The following is an 18,825-nucleotide window of genomic DNA, read 5'->3' on the forward strand; positions in this document are numbered from 1 at the left end:
AAAACGCCACGAAAACGGCCCCGTCTCCTTGCCAACGCATTGGAGCGGGGTCTGTACTTTTTCGGTGACCATAACCGGCAATCACCGGTGCATGAGCGGTCGTGTATTTCCCGGTAAAGGGGCTATATTTCGATTCGCTGACCTTCGATCCACGCTCAGGTAACCGCCATGCGCCTTTCCGATTTCATCGTGCAACAGGTTGATCGCATCGTCGATGAATGGGAACAATTCGCCGAAACCATTACCCCGGCCGCCGAATTACTGGACAGTGTCGCTCTGCGCGATCACGCGAAATCGATTTTGCTGGCTGCCGCCCGGGACATGATCAAGCCGCAGACCGCCAGTGAACAGGCCGCCAAAGCCCGCGGCGAAGGACCGGAAAAGACCCCGAGCCTGGACTGGGCCGGTGCCAGCCACGGCGAGTTACGCCACAACGTCGGTTTCGATCTGGTGCAGATGACCAGCGAATTCCGCCACCTGCGCGCCTGTGTGATTCGCCTGTGGGTCGACAGCCTTGAGTCTCCCGACATGGCCTATTTCCAGGACATGATCCGCTTCAACGAAGCCATCGACGAAGCCCTCGCCGAATCCACCGCGGCCTATGCCGAGCAGGTCAATCGCTCGCGAGACATCTTTCTGGCGATTCTCGGCCACGACCTGCGTGCGCCGTTGCAGGCGGTGAGCATGTCCATCGAAATGCTCCTGCGCAAAACCACCCTCGAAGGCGATGCCCTGACCTGCGCGACGCACATCCAGCGGGGTGCGCGGCACATGGCGGTGATGGTCAGCGACTTGCTGGAACTGGTCCGCAGCCGCCTGGGCAAGAATCTGCCCATCGAGCCCGCGCCCATGGACCTGGCCGAGGCAGCACATGCGGCCATCGCCGAAGCCTGCGCCGGCAACCCCGAGTGCGATCCGGCCCTGAACATCGAGGGCGACACCCACGGCACCTGGGACGTCGGGCGGCTTGCGCAGTTGTTGCAGAACCTGATCGGCAATGCCCTGCAGCATGGCGCCAACAAACGCGACGTGACCGTGACCCTGACAGGCGCGGCCGATACGGTTTGCATCAGCGTGCACAACTACGGCCCGCCCATTCCTGCCGACGCCATCATCACCCTCTTCGACCCATTGGTACGCAGCGCCGATGAAGGGCTGGGCCAGCCGTCGACCAGTCTTGGCCTGGGGCTGTTCATCGTCAAGGAAGTGGTCGATGCCCATAGGGGCACGATCGAGGTCAGTTCCAGCGAAGCTGAGGGGACGTTGTTTACGGTGTTGTTGCCGAGAAATCTGCGATCTGCATAACACCAGCCGTCGCGACCTATCAGATCTGCTAGTACCCGGCGCCAGGACGGTCGAGTCAAACTGCTGACTCAAAGCACTCGACGCAAGGACCTGGTTATGCCTCGCTCACCGACAGATCACTCACGACAGCGACGTACCGTGCTGCTGGCAACCGACAGTAAACACTCGGTTATCGCCGAGCTTGTCGGCAGCACTCCAAACGCTATCGCCTATACAGTCTATGGGCAGCAATCTGCGCAGCGTCCCGTTATGACAGGGTTGGCATTCAATGGGGAGTTTCGCGATACGCACATCGGCTGGTATTTGCTGGGGAATGGGTACCGGGCTTATAACCCGACGTTGATGCGCTTTCACAGTCCGGACAGTTTGAGTCCGTTTGGGAGGGGTGGGTTGAATGCGTATATGTATTGTGGGGGCGACCCGGTGAGTTATTCGGATCCTACGGGGCATATGCCACTTCCAAAGTTTATTAGACGACTCCTTTCCTCAGGGCCAGCTGGATCTCCGTCTCCTACCTCTTCTTCTCCACCATCGCCCCTCTCCAGATCCAAGCCCAATAACTACACTCCGAGCCCGATAGCCTCAACCCCATCAGCCCCGAATACAACTACCTCAACACCGGCGCGCGTGGCGCGGTCTGGGTCAGTAACCAGAGTGGGACAAGAACATTTCGATAATCCAGACCTGATGCCCTGGGAAGATTTTGCTAGAGATATTGATGTGTATGCTCAAAGATACGTTGCCAGCGACCCGAGATCGGCCCCACGGCAGCCCGCCCTACCGGATTTCTCCGAAGGAGTGGTCCAGGATCCCCGTTCGGCAATTCAAACCGTCCAGGATCATCGGGGACAGGAACGTGTCATTTTGGCCCGTCCTCAAACACAGCCCCACACCATCACTCAAACTGCAAGGCAAGTCCGTGAGATAGGCCGTCATGGCGACCCAATCATTCCCGGGTCAAAAGAAAAATTCCCCATGATCAGGAGAAATCGATAAGAAACGCGCTCGCGCCTACTCCACCACCAACCGCCCCAACCGCTGCTTCAACATGCGGTTCTCCGCCCGCAGCTGCTGGACCTCTTCGAGCAGGTCCAGCGCCAGGGCGACGCCTTCCCATTCCAGCTCAAGGTCGCGCCGCAGCTTGGCGGCGCGCTTGGCCAGGGTCAGTTCGTAGTCGTTGAAAAGCCAGTCCTTGGGCTGAGCGCCCTGAGGTTCGAGGATGCCGTGTTCGACGATTTCGATCACGTAGACGTCCGACAGCTCGGTCGCCTCACAGAATGCTGCCATGTCCAGTTGAACGATCAGGGGACTGCTCATAGTCAGTGACTCCTTGGATCCTTTGGATCAAAAATGCTCACGTGGGTCGAACGCGGCTTTTTTCGCCAGTTCCTGCCACAGGGCCTTGATGTCATCGTCCGATTTTTTCGGCATGACCGCCTTGAGCTGCACGAACAGGTAGCCACGCTCACCGGCCTTGTTCAGCAGGCCGTGGCCCTTGGCGCGCATGCGCTGGCCGTTCTGGCTGCCGGCCGGAACCTTGAGATTGATCTTGCCGGTCAGGGTCGGCACGGCGACTTCAGCGCCCAGCGCCAGCTCCCATGGTGCCAACGGCAAGGTGATGATCAGGTTCTCGCCTTCGACATCGAACTTCGGATGCGGCGCAAAACGGATCGTCAGGTACAGGTCACCATTGGCGCCACCACCCACACCGGGTGCGCCCTGGCCCTTGAGGCGAATGCGCTCGCCGTCGGTGACACCGGCCGGGATCTTCACGTTCAGGCTTTTGCTGGTGTTGCTGACGTGCTGGCCGGCAGCGTTGTATTGCGGCACCTGGAAGGTGACCTTCTTTGATTCGGTCGAGAGGGTCTCTTCCAGAAACACCGGCAGTTCCATTTCCACGTCTTGCCCTCGACGTCCGCTGCTGCGACGCGACTGTCCACCACCACCGAAGCCCGGGCCACGATTACCGAAGATCGAACTGAAAAAGTCCGAGAAATCGCCGGTGTCCTGACCGCCGCCACCGAAACCACCACGGCTCTGCCAGCCGGGTGGCCCCTGGAAAGGCTGGCCGTGCTGGCCGTAGCGACGCAAATCATCGTATTCGGCGCGCTTGTCGGCACTTTTCAGCGCTTCATAGGCTTCCGAGGCGTCCTTGAACTTGGCCTCGGCGTCCTTTTCCTTGCTGACGTCGGGGTGGTATTTACGCGCCAGCTTGCGATAGGCGGCCTTGATCGCCTTGTCGTCGGCTGTCGGCTCCACGCCGAGAATCTTGTAATAGTCTTTGAAGTCCATCGCGGGAATCACCATCCGTTATCAAAATCGCGCCACAGCCCACAGCATGCGCTTGTTTGCAGCCACAGGTCTGCCCGATCTCAATATTTGTGACCGGGCGGCGCACTGGAAGTTTATCGGCAGCGGGCGCGGCTTCTTGCAAGCACTGGCGCGGCTGTCCGGTTGATGCAGGGTAGTTTGGGGGTAAATCGCAGTCTTTCAAGGATTGTCAGGCGACATTTAGCAGATAACCGGCCTTCGAATCTGTCGCGCACTGGCATACACTGCGCGGCCGTTTTTTAACCGGAACCTGAAAGACATGAACAACGCATCTCCAGCCCGTGCCGTGGGTATCGACTTTGGCACGTCCAACTCCACCGTCGGCTGGCTTCGCCCCGGCATGGAAACGCTGATCGCGCTGGAGGACGACAAGATCACCCTGCCGTCGGTGGTCTTCTTTAACATTGAAGAGCGCCGCCCGGTCTACGGCCGTCTGGCCCTGCACGAGTACCTGGAAGGCTACGAAGGCCGCCTGATGCGTTCGCTCAAGAGCCTGCTGGGCTCCAAGCTGATCAAGCACGACACCAGCGTGCTGGGCACGGCCATGCCGTTCAAGGACCTGCTCGGCCTGTTCATCGGCCAGCTCAAGAGCCGCGCCGAAGCCGCCGCCGGTCGGGAGTTCGAAGAGGTGGTGCTGGGCCGTCCGGTGTTTTTCGTCGACGATGACCCGATGGCCGACAAGGAAGCCGAAGACACCCTGGTGGAAGTCGCGCGCAAGATCGGTTTCAAGGAAGTCTCGTTCCAGTTCGAACCGATTGCTGCGGCCTTCGACTACGAGTCGACCATCGAAAAAGAAGAGCTGGTACTGATCGTCGACATCGGCGGCGGTACCTCCGACTTCTCGCTGGTGCGTCTGTCGCCAGAACGTCGTGGCCTGGACAACCGCCAGGACGACATCCTCGCCACCGGTGGTGTGCACATCGGCGGTACCGACTTTGACAAGCAATTGAGCCTGCAAGGCCTGATGCCGCTGTTCGGCTACGGCAGCCGCATGAAAAGCGGCGCCTACATGCCGACCAGCCACCACATGAACCTGGCTACCTGGCACACGATCAACTCGGTGTATTCGCAGAAATCCCAACTGGCCCTGGGCAGCATGCGCTACGACATCGAAGACACCGGCGGCATCGATCGCCTGTTCAAGCTGATCGAGCAACGCGCCGGGCACTGGCTGGCGATGGAAGTGGAAGAAACCAAGATCCAGCTGACCCATGCCGACAGCCGCCATGTCGCACTTGACCGCATCGAGGCGGGCCTGAGCGTGGACTTGAGCCGTGCACTGTTCGAGTCGGCCATCGACAGCCTGCTGGAGCGGGTGCGCAACAGCGTCACCCAGTTGCTGGCGGATGCCGATGTGCGTGTCGATCAGGTCGATACGGTGTTCTTCACCGGTGGTTCGAGCGGGATTCCGGCGCTGCGCAACAGCGTGTCGGCGATGCTGCCGAAGGCGCGGCATGTGGAAGGCAACATCTTTGGCAGTATCGGTAGCGGTCTGGCGATTGAAGCTGCCAAACGCTACGGTTCCATGGACTGATCCAAGACCGAGGTGCCGCCTTCGCGAGCAAGCTCGCTCCCACATTGACCTGTGTATACGGGACTACTGTGGGAGCGAGCTTGCTCGCGAAGAGGCCAGATCAGGCACTATAAATCCAGCGGATCAAACCATCCCCACCAGCTTCAACTCACTCTTCAGATACGCGTAGTAAATCGGTCCCGCCACCACCCCCGGCAGGCCGAACGCGGCCTCGAACACCAGCATCGCCAGGAGCAACTCCCAGGATTTGGCACTGATCTGCCCACCGACGATCCGCGCGTTGAGGAAGTATTCGAGCTTGTGGATAAAGATCAGATAACCCAGTGCCGCCACAGCGACCCAGATCGACAGCGACAGGCCGACAATGGTGATCAGGGTGTTCGACATCAGATTGCCGATCACCGGCAGCAGGCCGAGCAGGAACGTCAGCACGATCAGGGTTTTGGTCAGCGGTAGCTTGATGCCGAACAGCGGCAGGATCACCGCCAGGAAAATCCCGGTGAAGAAGGTGTTGAGCAGGGAAATCTTGATCTGCGCGAACACGATGTTGCGGAATGCCTGGACCAGCAGGTGCAGACGATCGAACAGCGCGGCGGCCAGCGGTTTGCGTTTGGTCAGGTCCGGCACCCGCTGCAAGGCGATGATCGCCCCCAGCACCATACCGATCAACAGCGTCACGAACATATGCGCCGCGTCTTTGCCCACCAGCTGCAGTTCACTCAGGTGCTTGCTGATCCATTCGCCAATCGCTACCCGAAACTCGGCGGCACTGGCTGGCAGGTAGGCATCGATGAACGGTGGCAGTTGCCCCCGTGCGCGGTCGACCACGCCCATGAATTTGTCGAGAGACGCGCCAGGGTTTTCCGCCTCATGCAGCAGGAAGCTGATGGCACCGGCGAAGATCAACGACAGGATGCTGACAATCAACGTCCCCAGTAACGCCACCGCCAGCCAACGGGCACGCCGGCCCTCGATCAGGCGCTGCAATTGCGGAGTCAGCATGTTGACCAGTTCGAACACCAGCAGACCGGCCAGCAGGCTCGGCAACAAGCGCAATGGCAGGACCAGCAGGAGTCCGCCGAAAATGATGATCCAGCTGATGACCAGCAACACGTGACGCTGAGAAAACGTTGGCATACAGCCTCAGAAGCGAACGGCGTAAAAAGGATTGGCAGTCTGCCAGCGATCCGGGGTGAGCACTAGGATTGTGTGGGCCGACCTTGGTCGGAGCTATGGATTTTTTGCACGGCTTCGAGCGGCCCGTTCGCGAGCAGGCTGTCCTGCGTACTCGGTCCCATTGTGGGAGCGAGCCTGCTTGCGAAGGGGCCAGCACGGGCCCCACACAGCTTGACTTGAGATTATTTGTTTTTCAGGCAATCACTCATGAACGCCTTGCGCGCATCACCCTTCAAGGCTTTGGTGGCCGCATCGGCGTTGCAGGTTTTCATTTTTTCCTGCTGCGGGGTCAGAGTCTTCGCGGCATCGTTGGCTGCCGGCGCTGCCTTCAGGCAAGTGCTCATGAAGGCTTTGCGCTCGTCGCCCTTGAGGCTCTTGGCCGTAGCGTCGGCGTTGCAGGTGGTCATCTTGTTCTGCTGGGCAGTGGCGGCGAAGCCCTGGGAGCAGAGCAGCAACCCGATCATCAACAAAGGGACACGCAGGATCTTCATGGAGTTATCTCCTTGTCGCCGCACCGAGGGGAACGGCCTCGTACTGGAGTGTAGACAACCCCTGTTACACCTTCCTGTTCTCCAAATGGCTGCGCCGGTACTGCTCCGGCGTGCATCCGGCCTGACGCTGGAACATCGCGATAAACGCAGAGCCGCTGCTGTAGCCCAGATCAAAGGCGATTTCCTGAATGCTGCGCCGGGTTTCCAGAGCCTCGATGGCCACGAGAAAGCGCAGGCGCTGGCGCCACTCGCCGAAGCTCATGCCCAGTTCACGGACAAACTGCCGCGCCAGAGTGCGCTCACTGACATGGATGCGTTCGGCCCAATCGGCCAAGGGCCGGTTGTCACCCGGTTCGGCCTGCAAGGCTTCCAGGATCCCCAGCAGACCGGCACTGCGGGCATAAGGCAAATAGCACTCATGCACCGGCGCCCGTTGCAATTGATCCACCAGCACCTGAGCCAGACGCTGGTCGGCCTCCTGTTCCGGAATCTTCACATCCCGCGCGGCGAAGTCCTTGAGGATCGCCTTGAGAATGTCACTGATGGCCAGGGTGCAGGCCTGCCGTGGTAACTCAGGGCACAGCGACGGCGCCAGGCAGACCGCGCGGTAATTGATCGGTTGATGGCTGTAGAAACTGTGCTCGATGTGCGGCGGCACCCACACCGCATATTGCGGGGGCGACATGAAGCGGCTGCCGTCGACATCCATGTGCAGGATCCCGTGGGCGGCGTATTCCAGGGTGCCCCACGGGTGTCGGTGGGGCGCGGCATATTCGTGGGCGTTGAAATCGGCATAACGGAAGTACACCGCCGACGGCAATTCGTTGAATTCCAGCAGGTCGATGTGTTTACTGCTCATGCTGTCCGTCATCAGGGGCAAATTGTCCGGATCGAAGTATAGGCTTGCATCCAGACAAGCGGATAATTGCCCTTCATCAACGTACTGGTTTTTCCCGATGCAATACGCTTATCCCCTGCTGGCCATTTTTATCTGGGCCGGTAACACCGTGATCACCAAAATGTCGGCCGGGGCGATCTTCCCCGCCGAAATTGGCTTCTATCGCTGGCTGCTGGCCGGTTTGCTGTTCACGCCGTTCATGTTCAAGCCAGTGGTCGCCCACTGGTCGCTGATCCGCCCGAACCTGGGCAAGATTTTTGTCCTCGGCGTGCTCGGCATGGCCGTTTATCAAAGTCTGGCGTACTTCGCCGCGGGCATGACCACGGCCACCAACATGGGCATCATCCTGTCCCTGATGCCGCTGATGTCGCTGACCATGGCGATTATCAGCCTCGGCCAGCGCCTGACCATGGGCGCCCTGGCCGGTGCGGTACTGTCGTTCGCCGGTGTGCTGGTGGTGGTGTCGTCCGGCAGCCTTGGAGCACTGGTGGAGCATGGTGTAAATCTGGGTGATGTGATGATGCTGATCGCCACCCTGGCCTACGCGATCTACAGCACGCTGCTGAAAAAATGGCAGTTGAAGCTGCCGCCGTTGGTGCTGTTGTATTTGCAGGTGCTGGTGGCGGTGGTGGTGTTGTTTCCGCTGTACTTTGTTTCGCAAAAGGTGGGGCCGACGCTGCAGAACATTCCACTCGTGCTGTATGCCTGCCTGCTGGCCTCGATGGTTGCACCGCTGGCCTGGATGCAGGCCGTGGTGCGCCTGGGGCCGAGCCGGACCACGCAGTTCTTCAATTTACTGCCGCTGATTACTGCGCTGATTGCGGCGGTGGTGCTGCATGAGCAGTTGCGGATGTATCACCTGATCGGCGGTGTGTTGACCTTGGGTGGGGTGATTCTGTCCGAGCGCTGGACCACGGTGTTTGGCCGCAGGGCCAGCGTTGCCTGAGCTGGCCCCATCGCCGGCAAGCAGCTCCCACATTTTTTTCGAGCTCATTTAATGAGAACGACCGAAAACCTGTGGGAGCGAGCTTGGTCCGGGCAGCGTTCCGACGATGAACGATGACGCAGTCTAGAGCCCTGCCGCGTTGAGCCGTGCCGCATGCTCGACAAACAGTCGAATCGGCTCGGCGCCCTTGCCTACCAGCCCCAGCGACTGATTGACGATATCGAAGTGATCCAGCGGGTATTCATCGCCAATCACCGTCCCCAGGTGCGAACTGTAGCGGCCGACCATGCCGTCGCAATGTCCCTTCTCGCGCACGAAAGTCCTGGCAAACAGCCGGCAACTGCGATTGGTGCCATCGAGCAAGTTGCGCCCTCGATCGGTGATGCCCGGCTGCAAGGTGCCGGACCATGAGTAATAACGCACGCCGTTGACCTCTTCTGCGCCATGCCCGCCCCAGGTGTCCGGCAATCCCTGTGGATAACGTTGGTTGAACAGCGCCACCCCTGTGGTGGTCAGCGAATGATGGGAGGCATGAATATCCACCGGCAGCTTCGGCCCTCGATAGCCGGTGTCCAACAACCCCATCACTACAGCGACCATCCGTAAAAAGAAACTCAGCAAACGGCCACGGACACTGTCATGGGGATAGTGGGCATGCAGGTGATCCGCCAGCTCCGAGCCATGATTCGGCCCCGCCACCGAGGTCACCGACGCCACCAGATCCGGCCGTTTGGCAGCTGCGTAACGGGCCGTCAGCGAACCCTGGCTATGGCCGATCAGGTTGACCTTCTGCGCGCCGGTTTCTCGCAGGATCTCCTCGATTCGCACCAGCAGCTGTTCACCGCGCACCTCGTTCGAGTTGATCGGCGACACCTGCACCGCGAACACCGTCGCACCCGTACCGCGCAGTGCTTCGACGATGCCGTACCAGTACGGATAAAACACCAGCCGGATGAACCCGAGCATCCCCGGGACCAACACCAGCGGATAACGCGGGGTAGAACCTGGCGACATGGGCAGACATCCTTGTGGGCGGGGGGTGACGCAAGGCGGGATGCAATTCATCCGCCAAGCATCGCCAGCGAAGATGACAAGTCTATGTCATCGGCCTTACTTAAGGCCCACAACCCCCGCCACGATCAGCCCGACCGACAGCAGCTTGATCAGGGTCAGGCTCTCGCCCAGCAATGCGAACCCCAGAAACACGGTGCCTAACGAGCCGATGGCGGTCCAGATGGGGTACGCGATGCTCACCGGCAGCTCGCGCATGGCCAAGGTCAGGAAGTAAATCCCGCCCACGGCGGCGGCGACGGTGATCAGCGATGGCCATAGCCGGGTGAAACCCTGGGCGTACTTCATGCCCATGGCGAAGGTGACTTCGAACCCGGCCGCGACCAGCAAGAACACCCAGGCCAATTAGAACTCCCCAGCCAACGCCCGCAAGCGTTCTTCGGCCTCGGCAGCGGAAACATCGAAGGTACGGTCAGCGGATTCTTCGCCCTCGGCGGCCACCACGGTGACATCGGTGATGCCGATGAATCCGAGCACCGTACGCAGCAAGGTGTCGGCATGATTCATCGACTCCAGCTCACCGCCCGGACCGAAACCAAAGCCGCCGCGGCTGGTGATGATCAACGCCTTTTTGCCTCGCACCAGCGGCTGGTACTGAGCTACGCCATTGTCCAGTGTGTGATCGAACGTCAGCCCGACCCGCACGATCTGATCGATCCAGGCCTTGAGGCCGCTGGGTACGCTGAAGTTGTGCATGGGCGTGGAAATCACCAGCAGATCGTGGCCGAGCAGCTCGTTCACCAGTTCGTCACTCAAGGCCAGATCGGCCTGCATCGACAGCGGCCGAGCATTGGGCTCCGGGTAAAACGCAGCGGCCACAAACGCTTCGTTGACCGGCGGTATCAACGCCCGACCGACTTCACGACGGGTTAACTGAGCCTGTGGGCGGCGCGCCTGCAAGGCTGCCAGAAACACTTCGGCCAAGCGCCGCGAGTGAGAGCGATCGCCACGGGGGCTGGCATGAACGGCAAGAATTTTACTCATCTGTATTTCCTCAAGAGCTACACTGGAACTGTTTGTGGCTTGCAGCTTGAAGCTCGCAGCTGCTTAGCTTCAAATGAGCATAAATCAGTCAGGATGAATTCAATTCATCTATGGTATTTCCAATGTTTGCCTCGCTACCCTTGACCGCCCTGCGTGCCTTTGAATCCGCCTCCCGGCTGCTGAGCTTCAAGGCGGCCGCTGAAGAGTTGGCGGTCACACCGACGGCCGTTTCTCATCAGATTCGTTCACTGGAAACCTGGCTCGGCGTGCCCTTGTTCGAGCGCCTGCCGCGCCAGGTGCGCCTGACCGACTGCGGTGAACGGCTGTTCCACAGCCTGCATGGCGCTTTTCTGGAGGTGGCACAAAGCGTCGACACCCTGCGCCCGCAACGCAGTAACGTGAACCTGACCGTCTCCACCACCGCCGCCTTTGCGGCCTTGTGGCTGGTCCCTCGACTGGGACGTTTCTACGCTCGACATCCCAACATCAACGTTCGCCTGGACACCCATTGCGAAGTCATCGACCTGCATCAGGACGCCAGCGTCGATCTGGTGCTGCGTTACAGCCTCGACGATTACCCGAACCTGTATGGGCTGTGCCTGTTCGATGAGTGCTTCGGGGTTTACGGTTCGCCGGAACAAGTGACGCTGGCGGCCACACGCACGCCGGCGCTGATCAGTGTTCATTGGCACAACTCCAAACTCTATGCCCACGGCTGGCAGGCCTGGTGTGCGCAGTCCGGCGAAAACTGGTTGGACAATTCACCGGCTGTGCGCGAATACGACGAAGAGCATTACGCCCTGCAAGCGGCGATTGCCGGACAAGGTCTGGTGCTGGCGAGCAACATCCTGGTGTCGGAAAGTGTTGCCAGTGGATTGCTGGTGCCTTATCGGGGTGACGTGCAGGTCGACGGCGCCGGGTACAGCGCATTGTGTGTACCGGGGCGTGAGCGACATCCGCCGGTGCGAGTGTTTTTTCAGTGGCTGCGGGAAGAGGCGTTATTGTCTGGACATGCGTTGCGATAAAGGGAAGTACGCACCATGCCGACTTTAAAAACCACATATAACGCCAAGACTTATTACCTACTAAAAACCTGAAGTCACAAACAACTTGTAGACTTTGAAAAAAACAAATTTATTCTAACATGGCACAGCCAGCCGGCTGTTCAAAACAAATAGTAAAGGACTACTTATATGTTACTTGAACAACGACTCGAATTCCTGGATTCCCTGCCACCTCTGCCACCTCTGCCACCTCTGCCACCTCTGCCTGCCGCCATACAGCCAGTTGCGTATGGCCCAGATAGCTTCTCGGAGGAATCTGAACACGACATCAACAAACCAACCGCCAGTATCATGCCTGGCACCATCGATGCATTTCTGCCCGGCGTGCCAAAAGAAATTATCGACGATGTGAACCTGTGCAAACTTGTCATGCAAAATGCGGCAGACAAGCTATACCCTAAAACAGAACAAATCTTTGAATGGTATCGATACTATGTCAACGGCCTGGGCAAGCTTGGCTGGGTCACTCAAAACAAAAGTATGCAAGAAATCACAATTCATAAAATTGGCCTGACTATGGACGAAGTGGCCCTCAGAATGGTAACAGGATTGATTGGCAATCAAGCTGCCAGCATTCTTAGCGTGGTTGCGAAAGAAGCACTTGAAAGAGTGAAAAAAGATCCAAAAGCCCTACAGGTATACGAACGAAACAAAACTACTGGTGTTGAGCCAAGATTCGATATATCCCCAATATGGCTTGACAACGGGCAACAGCCAAACATGATCCTAAATTGCATATCCCTTGATGCACGAGAAAGTACTCGGGGTATTTTGTTCTGGAAATCGACGAAGCAGTCCACCACTATAAAAACCGGCGCAGTTCGCTCGTATCTTGACAGCCGGGTTTTTTCCGGACTGCGTAATGAGCTGTACGAAAAATATACTGAAGCCGGTAAAAAATTTATTCGCAACCTTCCTGACCTCTAACAAACATCAATATATTAGATCCTGCGAAAGCGCCCGGCACAATATATTTAATGCACACACTGCAGTGCAGGAGAACACATGACAAAAACTGCGTTCGACACTTGGCTTATCAATGGCAACATAACAATCTTTTTTGGATCACACCCTGATAGCTTTAAAAAGGATATCCTGGCATCCAGCCTGCTAAGTGACCTGATAGCGGAAAAAAAAAGCAGCAATCGTCTCACTTCATGGCCAACATACAAAAATACCGTTCGAAATATTGGCTGGACAACAAACCGTCAAACATCCAGACGACTCGAGTTTGAGAGCACCAGCCTTTTAAAAATTACCAAACAGAGCGTCGGGAGTGCCTTGCTGGAAGATGAACAGCAAACACTCGCCAATGCAATTAAGCAAATGGCACTACTCCAACCTGAGTCGGTGGAGCTGATGACAATCATCAGAAAACTTGAAAGCAACGCGGTAAAGAGCGATACCCCTACCACAACCGTGACATCAACGGCTGCGTTGCTGACCATTATTCGCAGTAACAAGACAGTGATAACCCAACAATTGGCCTTCACCACAAACCATGCGCTATCGGTCGATCTGTTTGATCAACCAGTTCTAAGCTCCATCAACGACCGGCAGACCAACAGCTGGCAGTTGCACAGCCTGTTGGATGAGCGTCATTACAGCCAGATAAGAGATGACGTTCTCAAGAAACTGGGGCAGAACATCGAATCAAAGCTGATGCACATCCTCGCTCCCACCGCTTGATTTAAAAGGTCAGGCATTGCAAGTCGTTCCAGCGCCTCGAAACTGAGGCGCTGGAATCCTAAACGCTGATGCTCGTCAGTTCTTGACCGTTTTCGGCGCCTTGCCCGCCTTCATCTGCTCCAGAAGCGGCGCACACTGGTTTGGCTCCCCGCCGCTCGGCGCCACCAGCGCCAACAACCCGGCGGCTGGCGCAGCAATCACGCCCAGCGCCACCATCCCCGCGCCACGTAACATCAAAGGCACAGCCTTGACCCCGGCATCCGGCTTGATGAATTTGCCTCGCACGTACAACGGCGAACGCAGGGAAATCAGGCGCCAGCCCTTGGATTCAGGCGTGACGGTCAAGTCCAGTTGTTCGGTGGCCATGTTGGCCGTGCCGTCGATGTAAATGATGGCGTTCTCGGTATCGAAGACGAACAGTCGCGTGCTCGCCAGACCGGACTTGATGCCCATGTCGGCCGCCGCGCAGTTGATCTTCACTTCCTTGTCGCCAAAGATCTTGCCGACCACATAGTTGCCGACATTGAGCCCCGCCAGCTCCATCAGCTCACGACTGATGGCGCCATCGTTGATCAGCATTTTCAGGTTGCCGTTGGCGCTGCCCAGCAGCTTGGCCACCGAATTGCCTCGCCCGCTGATATCGGCATCGCCGTTAAGCTCGCCAAAACTGGTTTTCATCGGTTCAAAACCGGGGAACAACTGTTTGAGCTTGAATCCGCGAGCAGTCAGTTTCGCCTGGCCCTCCAGCGGGTCCGTGTGACCATTCAGGCGAATCTGTGCATCCAGTTTGCCGCCAGCCACACCGAAACGCAGCGGCTCCAGGCTGAGCACGCCATCGGTCAGCACCAGGTGGGTATACAAATCGTTGAACGGCAACTTTTCACTGTGGACGATGCGCTTGCCGGTGAACTCGACATCGGCGTCCATATCGCGCCAGCGATCGGTTTTGAATTCTTCTACCGGCAGCACTTTGTCCGCTGGCTGTTTGCTGTCGCCGCCCCGGGCCTGTTGCTTGGCATTGGAGTCGGCGCCGATCAGCGGCGCGAGGTCGGCGAATAACAATTGATTGGAAAGCAACGAACCGCTGAGTTTCGGCCGGGGCTGGCTGGCGACATAACTCAGATTGCCGTGAATGTCGCTCTGGCCGATCTTGCCGTTGAAGTCTTCGTAACGGAACAGCGCACCACCGGCCTCGTGCAGCCTGGCGGTCAAATGACCATCGGTTTCGTAGGGGGGCGTGTCGGGCAATGTCACGCCGGTCAGCGGATACAGGTTGCCGAGGCTGGTGCCGGCCAGTTTCAGGCGCAGATCCAGTGCCCCCAGGTTCATCGGGTCGGTCAGGGTGCCGGCCAGTTCGACGCTGGAATCAGCCACCTTCACCTGCGCCTGCAACGGAAACGGCCGACTCGCATCCTGCAAAGCCAGCAATCCGCCAATCTTGCCCTGGCCATTGAGCTTCTGACCGTGGTACTGGCCGCTGACCTTGATCGCGAACGCATAATCCTGGGGCGCCGCACCCTGCTCCTGCGTTTTTTTGGCGGCCTTGTCGCCGACTATGTCAGTGAACGGAATCGGCTTGCCCAACGGATCGATCAGCACATCGAGTTGCGTCTTCAGGCTTTGGTCATCAAGGGTGACATGGCCTTTATCAAAACCGATTGCACCAATGTCCACCACCCAGTTCGACGGCTCGGCGTTGGGATCTTTCGGGTCGAACTTGAATGTCCAGTTGGCGCGGCCATCAGCCAGGCGCTGTAATGAGGCATTGGGCTCGGTGAGGTCGATGCGCGGAATCACCACCCGCTGAGCGAGCAACGCCAACGGCGAAATGCGCAACTCGACACGCTTGAGGGTGGCCATCTGCGGCACCTTGGACCAGTCCGGATTACCCAGGCTCAGGTCCTGCGCAACCACATGCGGCCATGGCACCCAGGCTCGCCATCCGCCTTCGTCCGGCTCGCGCTGCCAGACCACGGACAGGTCGCCGTTGATGGCAAATGCCCGGTGCAGTTCTTCGGAGACTTTGGCATTGAGCGGCGGCTTGATCCGGTTCCAGTCGAAGAACACGATGATCAGCACCAACACCGCCAGCAGGAGAACGAGGCTGGCGAAGGTCCAGGCGAGGATTTTACGGGTGCGCGTCATTGCACAGAGCTCCTGATACGGCTGAGCGTCCTGACCGCGACGCCTTGATGAAACGGTAGGCCAGAAGCGGCCTGCCATGAAATCTACGACTGAAAAAAGCCGCGCAGGTTTAATCGAAAGACCGATTTCGCGCAAATACAGCAGTCCAATACTGACCAATCGGTCATATGGCGTTACCCCTCCCGCACTTTTGCGCAGCACAAATGGGTCGAAAATACCCACCTCGGTGCAAAACCGTCCGCCTGAAATGCCCGATCTAGAGCCTTCGCGGCAAACAATCAATTCTGTTGATTATTACCATTGCGGTTATGAACTTTTATATCGACTTATCGAGAGTAACATTCACCTCGTACCCACTTTTCAGCACTCCCAAGGAGCACAACAATCATGAAACGCCAATTACTGCTTAGCCTTACCCTTTCGATGCTGGCCAGTACCGCCTTTGCTTTGCCAGCCGCTGACCAGGCCACCCCTCAAGCCAAAGACAGCCGTTCGGTGTTCACCCAGACCGTTGCAGCAGACGGTTCCGACCGTACCCCACAAGGTCAGACCCTGGCCGAAGGTGGTAACGATCGCTTGAAAGAAAAAGGCCTGATCACCCAGGACGGCTCGGACCGTACTCCACAAGGTCAGACCCTGGCTGCTGACGGTTCCGATCGCACTCCACAAGGTCAGACCCTGGCATCCGACGGTTCCGACCGCACCCCACAAGGCCAGACCCTGGCATCCGACGGTTCCGATCGCACCCCACAAGGCCAGACCCTGGCTGCCGACGGTTCCGATCGCACTCCACAAGGCCAGACCCTGGCGGCTGACGGTTCCGACCGCACTCCACAAGGCCAGACCCTCGCTGAAGGCGGTGGTGACCGTGTGATCGAACGCAACAGCGCCCTGAGCTAAGCCCCATGGCCGCCCGGAAAAAAAGCCCAATCAACAGATTGGGCTTTTGACTTTTAGCGGTACGCGCGACACACCCCACACTTCCCGTCAGATCCCCGGATTGTCGTTCGACGCCAGCAAAGCCTATTTGCTAGAGTGCCCCGCTCTTCTTGTCCAGAAATCGTCTTCGTAATGCTGCCCCGCGCCGAACAGAAACAACAAACCCGCAACGCCCTGATGGACGCCGCCCGGCGCTTGATGGACGGCGGCCGAGGATTCGGCAGCCTGAGCCTGCGCGAAGTGGCGAAAACCGCTGGCATCGTGCCCACCGGTTTCTACCGGCACTTTACCGACATGGACGAACTGGGCCTGGTGCTGGTCAGCGAAGTAGGCCAGACGTTTCGCGAAACCATCCGCCTGGTGCGGCACAACGAATTCGTCATGGGCGGCATCATCGATGCGTCCGTGCGGATCTTTCTCGATGTGGTCAGTGCCAACCGCTCGCAGTTCCTGTTTCTGGCCCGCGAGCAGTACGGCGGATCGATAAGGGTGCGAAAGGCCATTGGCCGCCTGCGCGAAGACATCAGCTCGGACCTGGCAGCCGATCTGTCACTGATGCCAAAACTGCAGCACCTCGACATCGCCGGCCTGAGCGTCATGGCCGACCTGATCGTCAAAAGCGTGTTCGCCACCCTGCCGGACATCATCGACCCGCCCGCCGACACACTGCCCGAGCACCTGACGCCTCAGGCCAAGATCACCCAGCAGTTGCGGTTCATCTTCATCGGCCTCAAACACTGGCAAGGGCTCGGCAGTACCGAATAACCCCCATTTTTCCGGTTAAAACAAAACCCAGTGGGAGCGAGCTTGCTCGCGATGGCGTCGGCATGATCGATATCCAGGCCTCCTGACACACCGCCATCGCGGCGATGCGGTGATCCGACAAGCCCCGCAGGTAATCTCGGCGAGCTTCTGCGCCTCACTATGGTGCACGACGAAAAACACACGCACCAAACTCACGCGAAATCCTCCCTATCTGTAATTTATCCTACGTTTCAGACAGCTATTTCCTACACCTCCCGCGATTGGCAAGCCCCTTGCTCTAGCCTGAGCATTGCCCATTGCTGGAAGCCTTCCGATGCTGGTGATTCATCGCAGAATCGACCCTCAACCCGTCTGGGCCGCCGAACTTCACCTGACGTTCGAGGCCCGCAGCAAAAGCCGTTTGCGCTGTTTCAGTGCCGAGGGGGAAGACGTCGGGCTGTTTCTCGAACGCGGTCAGTCGCCACTGTATGACGGTGAATGCCTGCAAGCCGAAGACGGGCGGATCGTACGTGTCTGCGCCCGTCCGGAACAGTTGCTGCACGTCACTTGCGCCAATGCCTTTGAATTGACCCGCGCCGCCTACCACCTGGGTAACCGCCATGTCGCCCTGCAAGTCGGCCATGGCTGGCTTCGATTGCTCGATGATTACGTGCTCAAAGCCATGCTCGAACAACTCGGCGCCCATGTCGAAAGCATCGAAGCGCCCTTCCAGCCGGAGCACGGCGCCTACGGCGGTGGCCATCATCATTCGCGACATGGCGACGAAGACTTCAACTATGCACCGAAGCTGCACCAGTTCGGCGTGCGCACATGAATCCCGCCTGGGCCCTGCTGCGACTGGCCAGCCCGCAATTGCCGATTGGTGGATACAGCTATTCCCAAGGCCTGGAAATGGCTGTGGACAACAGTCGCGTAAAGGATCCGGACAGCGCCCGACGCTGGATCAGTGATCAATTGCTGTTGAATCTGGCGCGCTTCGAAGCGCCGCTGCTGCTCGCCCACTGCGTGGCCGCCCATGAGGAAAACTGGGCCGAACTGCTGCAACGCTGCGAAGAACACCGTGCCAGCCGCGAAACCCGCGAATTGCATCTGGAGAGCCGGCAGATGGGCTATTCGTTGCAGCAATTGCTCAACGGCCTGCCGGAACTCGACGAACCTGCCCGCGCCTTTCTTGCACAACGTGCGGAACCGCACCTGGCACTCGGTTGGGCATTGGCCGCGCGAGCCTGGCGCATCAGCCCGCAGGATGCACTGGCGGCCTGGTTGTGGAGCTGGCTGGAAAACCAGTTGGCGGTGCTGATGAAAACCCTGCCGCTGGGCCAGCAGGCCGCCCAGCGCCTGACCAGTGAACTGCTGCCGCTGTTGCAGCAGGCCCAGCACGAGGCCAGCCACATCCACCCCGATCACTACGGCAGTGCCGCCTTCGGCCTGTCCCTGGCGTGTATGGCCCACGAGCGCCAATACAGTCGACTGTTCCGTTCCTAGGG

At 58.7% G+C, this 18,825-nt stretch carries 21 protein-coding genes; 12 read left to right on the top strand and 9 right to left on the bottom strand.

Annotation, left to right across the window (positions count from 1 at the left end):
• Positions 1–168: 168 nt before the first annotated feature.
• Positions 169–1,305, top strand: coding sequence for a sensor histidine kinase (locus EIY72_RS14715; protein ID WP_093227065.1), 1,137 nt, complete (start codon positions 169–171; stop codon positions 1,303–1,305).
• Between the two features lie 96 nt (positions 1,306–1,401).
• The gene (locus EIY72_RS14720) at positions 1,402–2,301 is read left to right on the top strand and encodes an RHS repeat-associated core domain-containing protein (protein WP_093227068.1); all 900 of its coding nucleotides are present in this window, start codon (positions 1,402–1,404) and stop codon (positions 2,299–2,301) included.
• Positions 2,302–2,316: 15 nt separating this feature from the next.
• Here the strand turns inward: EIY72_RS14720 and EIY72_RS14725 are convergent, their stop codons facing one another.
• Both EIY72_RS14725 and EIY72_RS14730 read right to left on the bottom strand, forming a co-directional pair.
• Positions 2,317–2,622, bottom strand: coding sequence for a chaperone modulator CbpM (locus tag EIY72_RS14725; protein WP_093227071.1), 306 nt, complete (start codon positions 2,620–2,622; stop codon positions 2,317–2,319).
• Positions 2,623–2,649: 27 nt separating this feature from the next.
• Complete coding sequence (locus EIY72_RS14730) at positions 2,650–3,597, bottom strand: DnaJ C-terminal domain-containing protein (protein WP_093227073.1); 948 nt, start codon at positions 3,595–3,597, stop codon at positions 2,650–2,652.
• Between EIY72_RS14730 and EIY72_RS29945 the strand changes: the two genes are divergently transcribed.
• Positions 3,587–3,763, top strand: a complete 177-nt coding sequence (locus EIY72_RS29945; protein WP_165939602.1) for a hypothetical protein — start codon at positions 3,587–3,589, stop codon at positions 3,761–3,763. The two genes, EIY72_RS14730 and EIY72_RS29945, sit on opposite strands and share 11 nt — an antisense overlap.
• Positions 3,764–3,895: 132 nt before the next feature.
• Positions 3,896–5,170, top strand: a complete 1,275-nt coding sequence (locus tag EIY72_RS14735; RefSeq protein ID WP_093227076.1) for an Hsp70 family protein — start codon at positions 3,896–3,898, stop codon at positions 5,168–5,170.
• Positions 5,171–5,293: 123 nt separating this feature from the next.
• Here EIY72_RS14735 and EIY72_RS14740 read toward each other — a convergent pair whose 3' ends face one another.
• The 3 genes from EIY72_RS14740 to EIY72_RS14750 all read right to left on the bottom strand — a co-directional run bounded on the left by EIY72_RS14740 (position 5,294) and on the right by EIY72_RS14750 (position 7,696).
• On the bottom strand, positions 5,294–6,307 hold the full coding sequence (locus EIY72_RS14740; RefSeq protein ID WP_093227079.1) for an AI-2E family transporter: 1,014 nt from the start codon (positions 6,305–6,307) through the stop codon (positions 5,294–5,296).
• A 221-nt stretch (positions 6,308–6,528) separates the two neighbouring features.
• Positions 6,529–6,837 carry a PsiF family protein gene (locus EIY72_RS14745; RefSeq protein ID WP_093227082.1) on the bottom strand — a complete coding sequence of 103 codons (309 nt, stop codon included), beginning with the start codon at positions 6,835–6,837 and terminating at the stop codon, positions 6,529–6,531.
• Positions 6,838–6,901: 64 nt separating this feature from the next.
• On the bottom strand, positions 6,902–7,696 hold the full coding sequence (locus EIY72_RS14750; protein WP_093227085.1) for an AraC family transcriptional regulator: 795 nt from the start codon (positions 7,694–7,696) through the stop codon (positions 6,902–6,904).
• A gap of 97 nt (positions 7,697–7,793) precedes the next feature.
• Here EIY72_RS14750 and EIY72_RS14755 point away from each other — a divergent pair, with 97 nt between their 5' ends.
• Complete coding sequence (locus EIY72_RS14755; protein ID WP_093227088.1) at positions 7,794–8,681, top strand: DMT family transporter; 888 nt, start codon at positions 7,794–7,796, stop codon at positions 8,679–8,681.
• Positions 8,682–8,804: 123 nt separating this feature from the next.
• Here the strand turns inward: EIY72_RS14755 and EIY72_RS14760 are convergent, their stop codons facing one another.
• From EIY72_RS14760 to EIY72_RS14770, 3 genes are all read right to left on the bottom strand, one after another.
• On the bottom strand, positions 8,805–9,695 hold the full coding sequence (locus EIY72_RS14760; RefSeq protein WP_093227091.1) for an esterase/lipase family protein: 891 nt from the start codon (positions 9,693–9,695) through the stop codon (positions 8,805–8,807).
• 96 nt (positions 9,696–9,791) lie between these two features.
• Positions 9,792–10,097: a DMT family transporter gene (locus EIY72_RS14765; protein ID WP_093227093.1), complete on the bottom strand. Its 306-nt coding sequence runs from the start codon at positions 10,095–10,097 to the stop codon at positions 9,792–9,794.
• Positions 10,098–10,736: an FMN-dependent NADH-azoreductase gene (locus tag EIY72_RS14770; RefSeq protein ID WP_093227096.1), complete on the bottom strand. Its 639-nt coding sequence runs from the start codon at positions 10,734–10,736 to the stop codon at positions 10,098–10,100. It lies immediately after the preceding gene.
• 110 nt (positions 10,737–10,846) lie between these two features.
• Here EIY72_RS14770 and EIY72_RS14775 point away from each other — a divergent pair, with 110 nt between their 5' ends.
• From EIY72_RS14775 to EIY72_RS14785, 3 genes are all read left to right on the top strand, one after another.
• Positions 10,847–11,761 (top strand): LysR substrate-binding domain-containing protein, encoded by a 915-nt coding sequence (locus EIY72_RS14775; protein WP_162276450.1) that lies wholly within the window; start codon positions 10,847–10,849, stop codon positions 11,759–11,761.
• A gap of 168 nt (positions 11,762–11,929) precedes the next feature.
• Positions 11,930–12,727, top strand: a complete 798-nt coding sequence (locus EIY72_RS14780; RefSeq protein ID WP_093227101.1) for a hypothetical protein — start codon at positions 11,930–11,932, stop codon at positions 12,725–12,727.
• Between the two features lie 78 nt (positions 12,728–12,805).
• Positions 12,806–13,489 carry a hypothetical protein gene (locus tag EIY72_RS14785; protein ID WP_093227104.1) on the top strand — a complete coding sequence of 228 codons (684 nt, stop codon included), beginning with the start codon at positions 12,806–12,808 and terminating at the stop codon, positions 13,487–13,489.
• 75 nt (positions 13,490–13,564) lie between these two features.
• Here the strand turns inward: EIY72_RS14785 and EIY72_RS14790 are convergent, their stop codons facing one another.
• A complete protein-coding gene (locus EIY72_RS14790) occupies positions 13,565–15,634 on the bottom strand; it encodes an AsmA family protein (protein ID WP_093227106.1) in 2,070 nt (689 codons plus the stop codon).
• A 387-nt stretch (positions 15,635–16,021) separates the two neighbouring features.
• Here EIY72_RS14790 and EIY72_RS14795 point away from each other — a divergent pair, with 387 nt between their 5' ends.
• From EIY72_RS14795 to EIY72_RS14810, 4 genes are all read left to right on the top strand, one after another.
• Complete coding sequence (locus EIY72_RS14795; protein ID WP_093227108.1) at positions 16,022–16,534, top strand: hypothetical protein; 513 nt, start codon at positions 16,022–16,024, stop codon at positions 16,532–16,534.
• Positions 16,535–16,705: 171 nt separating this feature from the next.
• Entirely contained in the window at positions 16,706–17,338 is a 633-nt protein-coding gene (locus EIY72_RS14800; protein ID WP_093227110.1) for a TetR family transcriptional regulator, read from the top strand.
• A 313-nt stretch (positions 17,339–17,651) separates the two neighbouring features.
• On the top strand, positions 17,652–18,152 hold the full coding sequence (ureE, locus tag EIY72_RS14805; protein WP_093227112.1) for an urease accessory protein UreE: 501 nt from the start codon (positions 17,652–17,654) through the stop codon (positions 18,150–18,152).
• A complete protein-coding gene (locus tag EIY72_RS14810) occupies positions 18,149–18,823 on the top strand; it encodes an urease accessory protein UreF (protein ID WP_093227114.1) in 675 nt (224 codons plus the stop codon). The genes ureE and EIY72_RS14810 overlap by 4 nt, the downstream gene beginning before the upstream one ends.
• Positions 18,824–18,825: the final 2 nt, after the last annotated feature.

The sequence above is a fragment of the Pseudomonas vancouverensis genome (assembly GCF_004348895.1).
Taxonomy (GTDB): Bacteria; Pseudomonadota; Gammaproteobacteria; order Pseudomonadales; family Pseudomonadaceae; genus Aquipseudomonas; species Aquipseudomonas vancouverensis.

Bases quoted from the DNA above. Each gene is read 5' to 3' on its own strand.
- EIY72_RS14745 (WP_093227082.1), bottom strand. From the start codon at position 6,837: ATGAAGATCCTGCGTGTCCCTTTGTTGATGATCGGGTTGCTGCTCTGC.
- EIY72_RS14715 (WP_093227065.1), top strand. From the start codon at position 169: ATGCGCCTTTCCGATTTCATCGTGCAACAGGTTGATCGCATCGTCGAT.
- EIY72_RS14755 (WP_093227088.1), top strand. From the start codon at position 7,794: ATGCAATACGCTTATCCCCTGCTGGCCATTTTTATCTGGGCCGGTAAC.
- EIY72_RS14785 (WP_093227104.1), top strand. From the start codon at position 12,806: ATGACAAAAACTGCGTTCGACACTTGGCTTATCAATGGCAACATAACA.
- EIY72_RS14740 (WP_093227079.1), bottom strand. From the start codon at position 6,307: ATGCCAACGTTTTCTCAGCGTCACGTGTTGCTGGTCATCAGCTGGATC.
- EIY72_RS14750 (WP_093227085.1), bottom strand. From the start codon at position 7,696: ATGAGCAGTAAACACATCGACCTGCTGGAATTCAACGAATTGCCGTCG.
- EIY72_RS14800 (WP_093227110.1), top strand. From the start codon at position 16,706: ATGCTGCCCCGCGCCGAACAGAAACAACAAACCCGCAACGCCCTGATG.
- EIY72_RS14730 (WP_093227073.1), bottom strand. From the start codon at position 3,597: ATGGACTTCAAAGACTATTACAAGATTCTCGGCGTGGAGCCGACAGCC.
- EIY72_RS14770 (WP_093227096.1), bottom strand. From the start codon at position 10,736: ATGAGTAAAATTCTTGCCGTTCATGCCAGCCCCCGTGGCGATCGCTCT.
- EIY72_RS14760 (WP_093227091.1), bottom strand. From the start codon at position 9,695: ATGTCGCCAGGTTCTACCCCGCGTTATCCGCTGGTGTTGGTCCCGGGG.
- EIY72_RS14780 (WP_093227101.1), top strand. From the start codon at position 11,930: ATGTTACTTGAACAACGACTCGAATTCCTGGATTCCCTGCCACCTCTG.
- EIY72_RS14790 (WP_093227106.1), bottom strand. From the start codon at position 15,634: ATGACGCGCACCCGTAAAATCCTCGCCTGGACCTTCGCCAGCCTCGTT.
- EIY72_RS14795 (WP_093227108.1), top strand. From the start codon at position 16,022: ATGAAACGCCAATTACTGCTTAGCCTTACCCTTTCGATGCTGGCCAGT.
- EIY72_RS14720 (WP_093227068.1), top strand. From the start codon at position 1,402: ATGCCTCGCTCACCGACAGATCACTCACGACAGCGACGTACCGTGCTG.
- ureE (WP_093227112.1), top strand. From the start codon at position 17,652: ATGCTGGTGATTCATCGCAGAATCGACCCTCAACCCGTCTGGGCCGCC.
- EIY72_RS14775 (WP_162276450.1), top strand. From the start codon at position 10,847: ATGGTATTTCCAATGTTTGCCTCGCTACCCTTGACCGCCCTGCGTGCC.
- EIY72_RS14735 (WP_093227076.1), top strand. From the start codon at position 3,896: ATGAACAACGCATCTCCAGCCCGTGCCGTGGGTATCGACTTTGGCACG.
- EIY72_RS14810 (WP_093227114.1), top strand. From the start codon at position 18,149: ATGAATCCCGCCTGGGCCCTGCTGCGACTGGCCAGCCCGCAATTGCCG.
- EIY72_RS14725 (WP_093227071.1), bottom strand. From the start codon at position 2,622: ATGAGCAGTCCCCTGATCGTTCAACTGGACATGGCAGCATTCTGTGAG.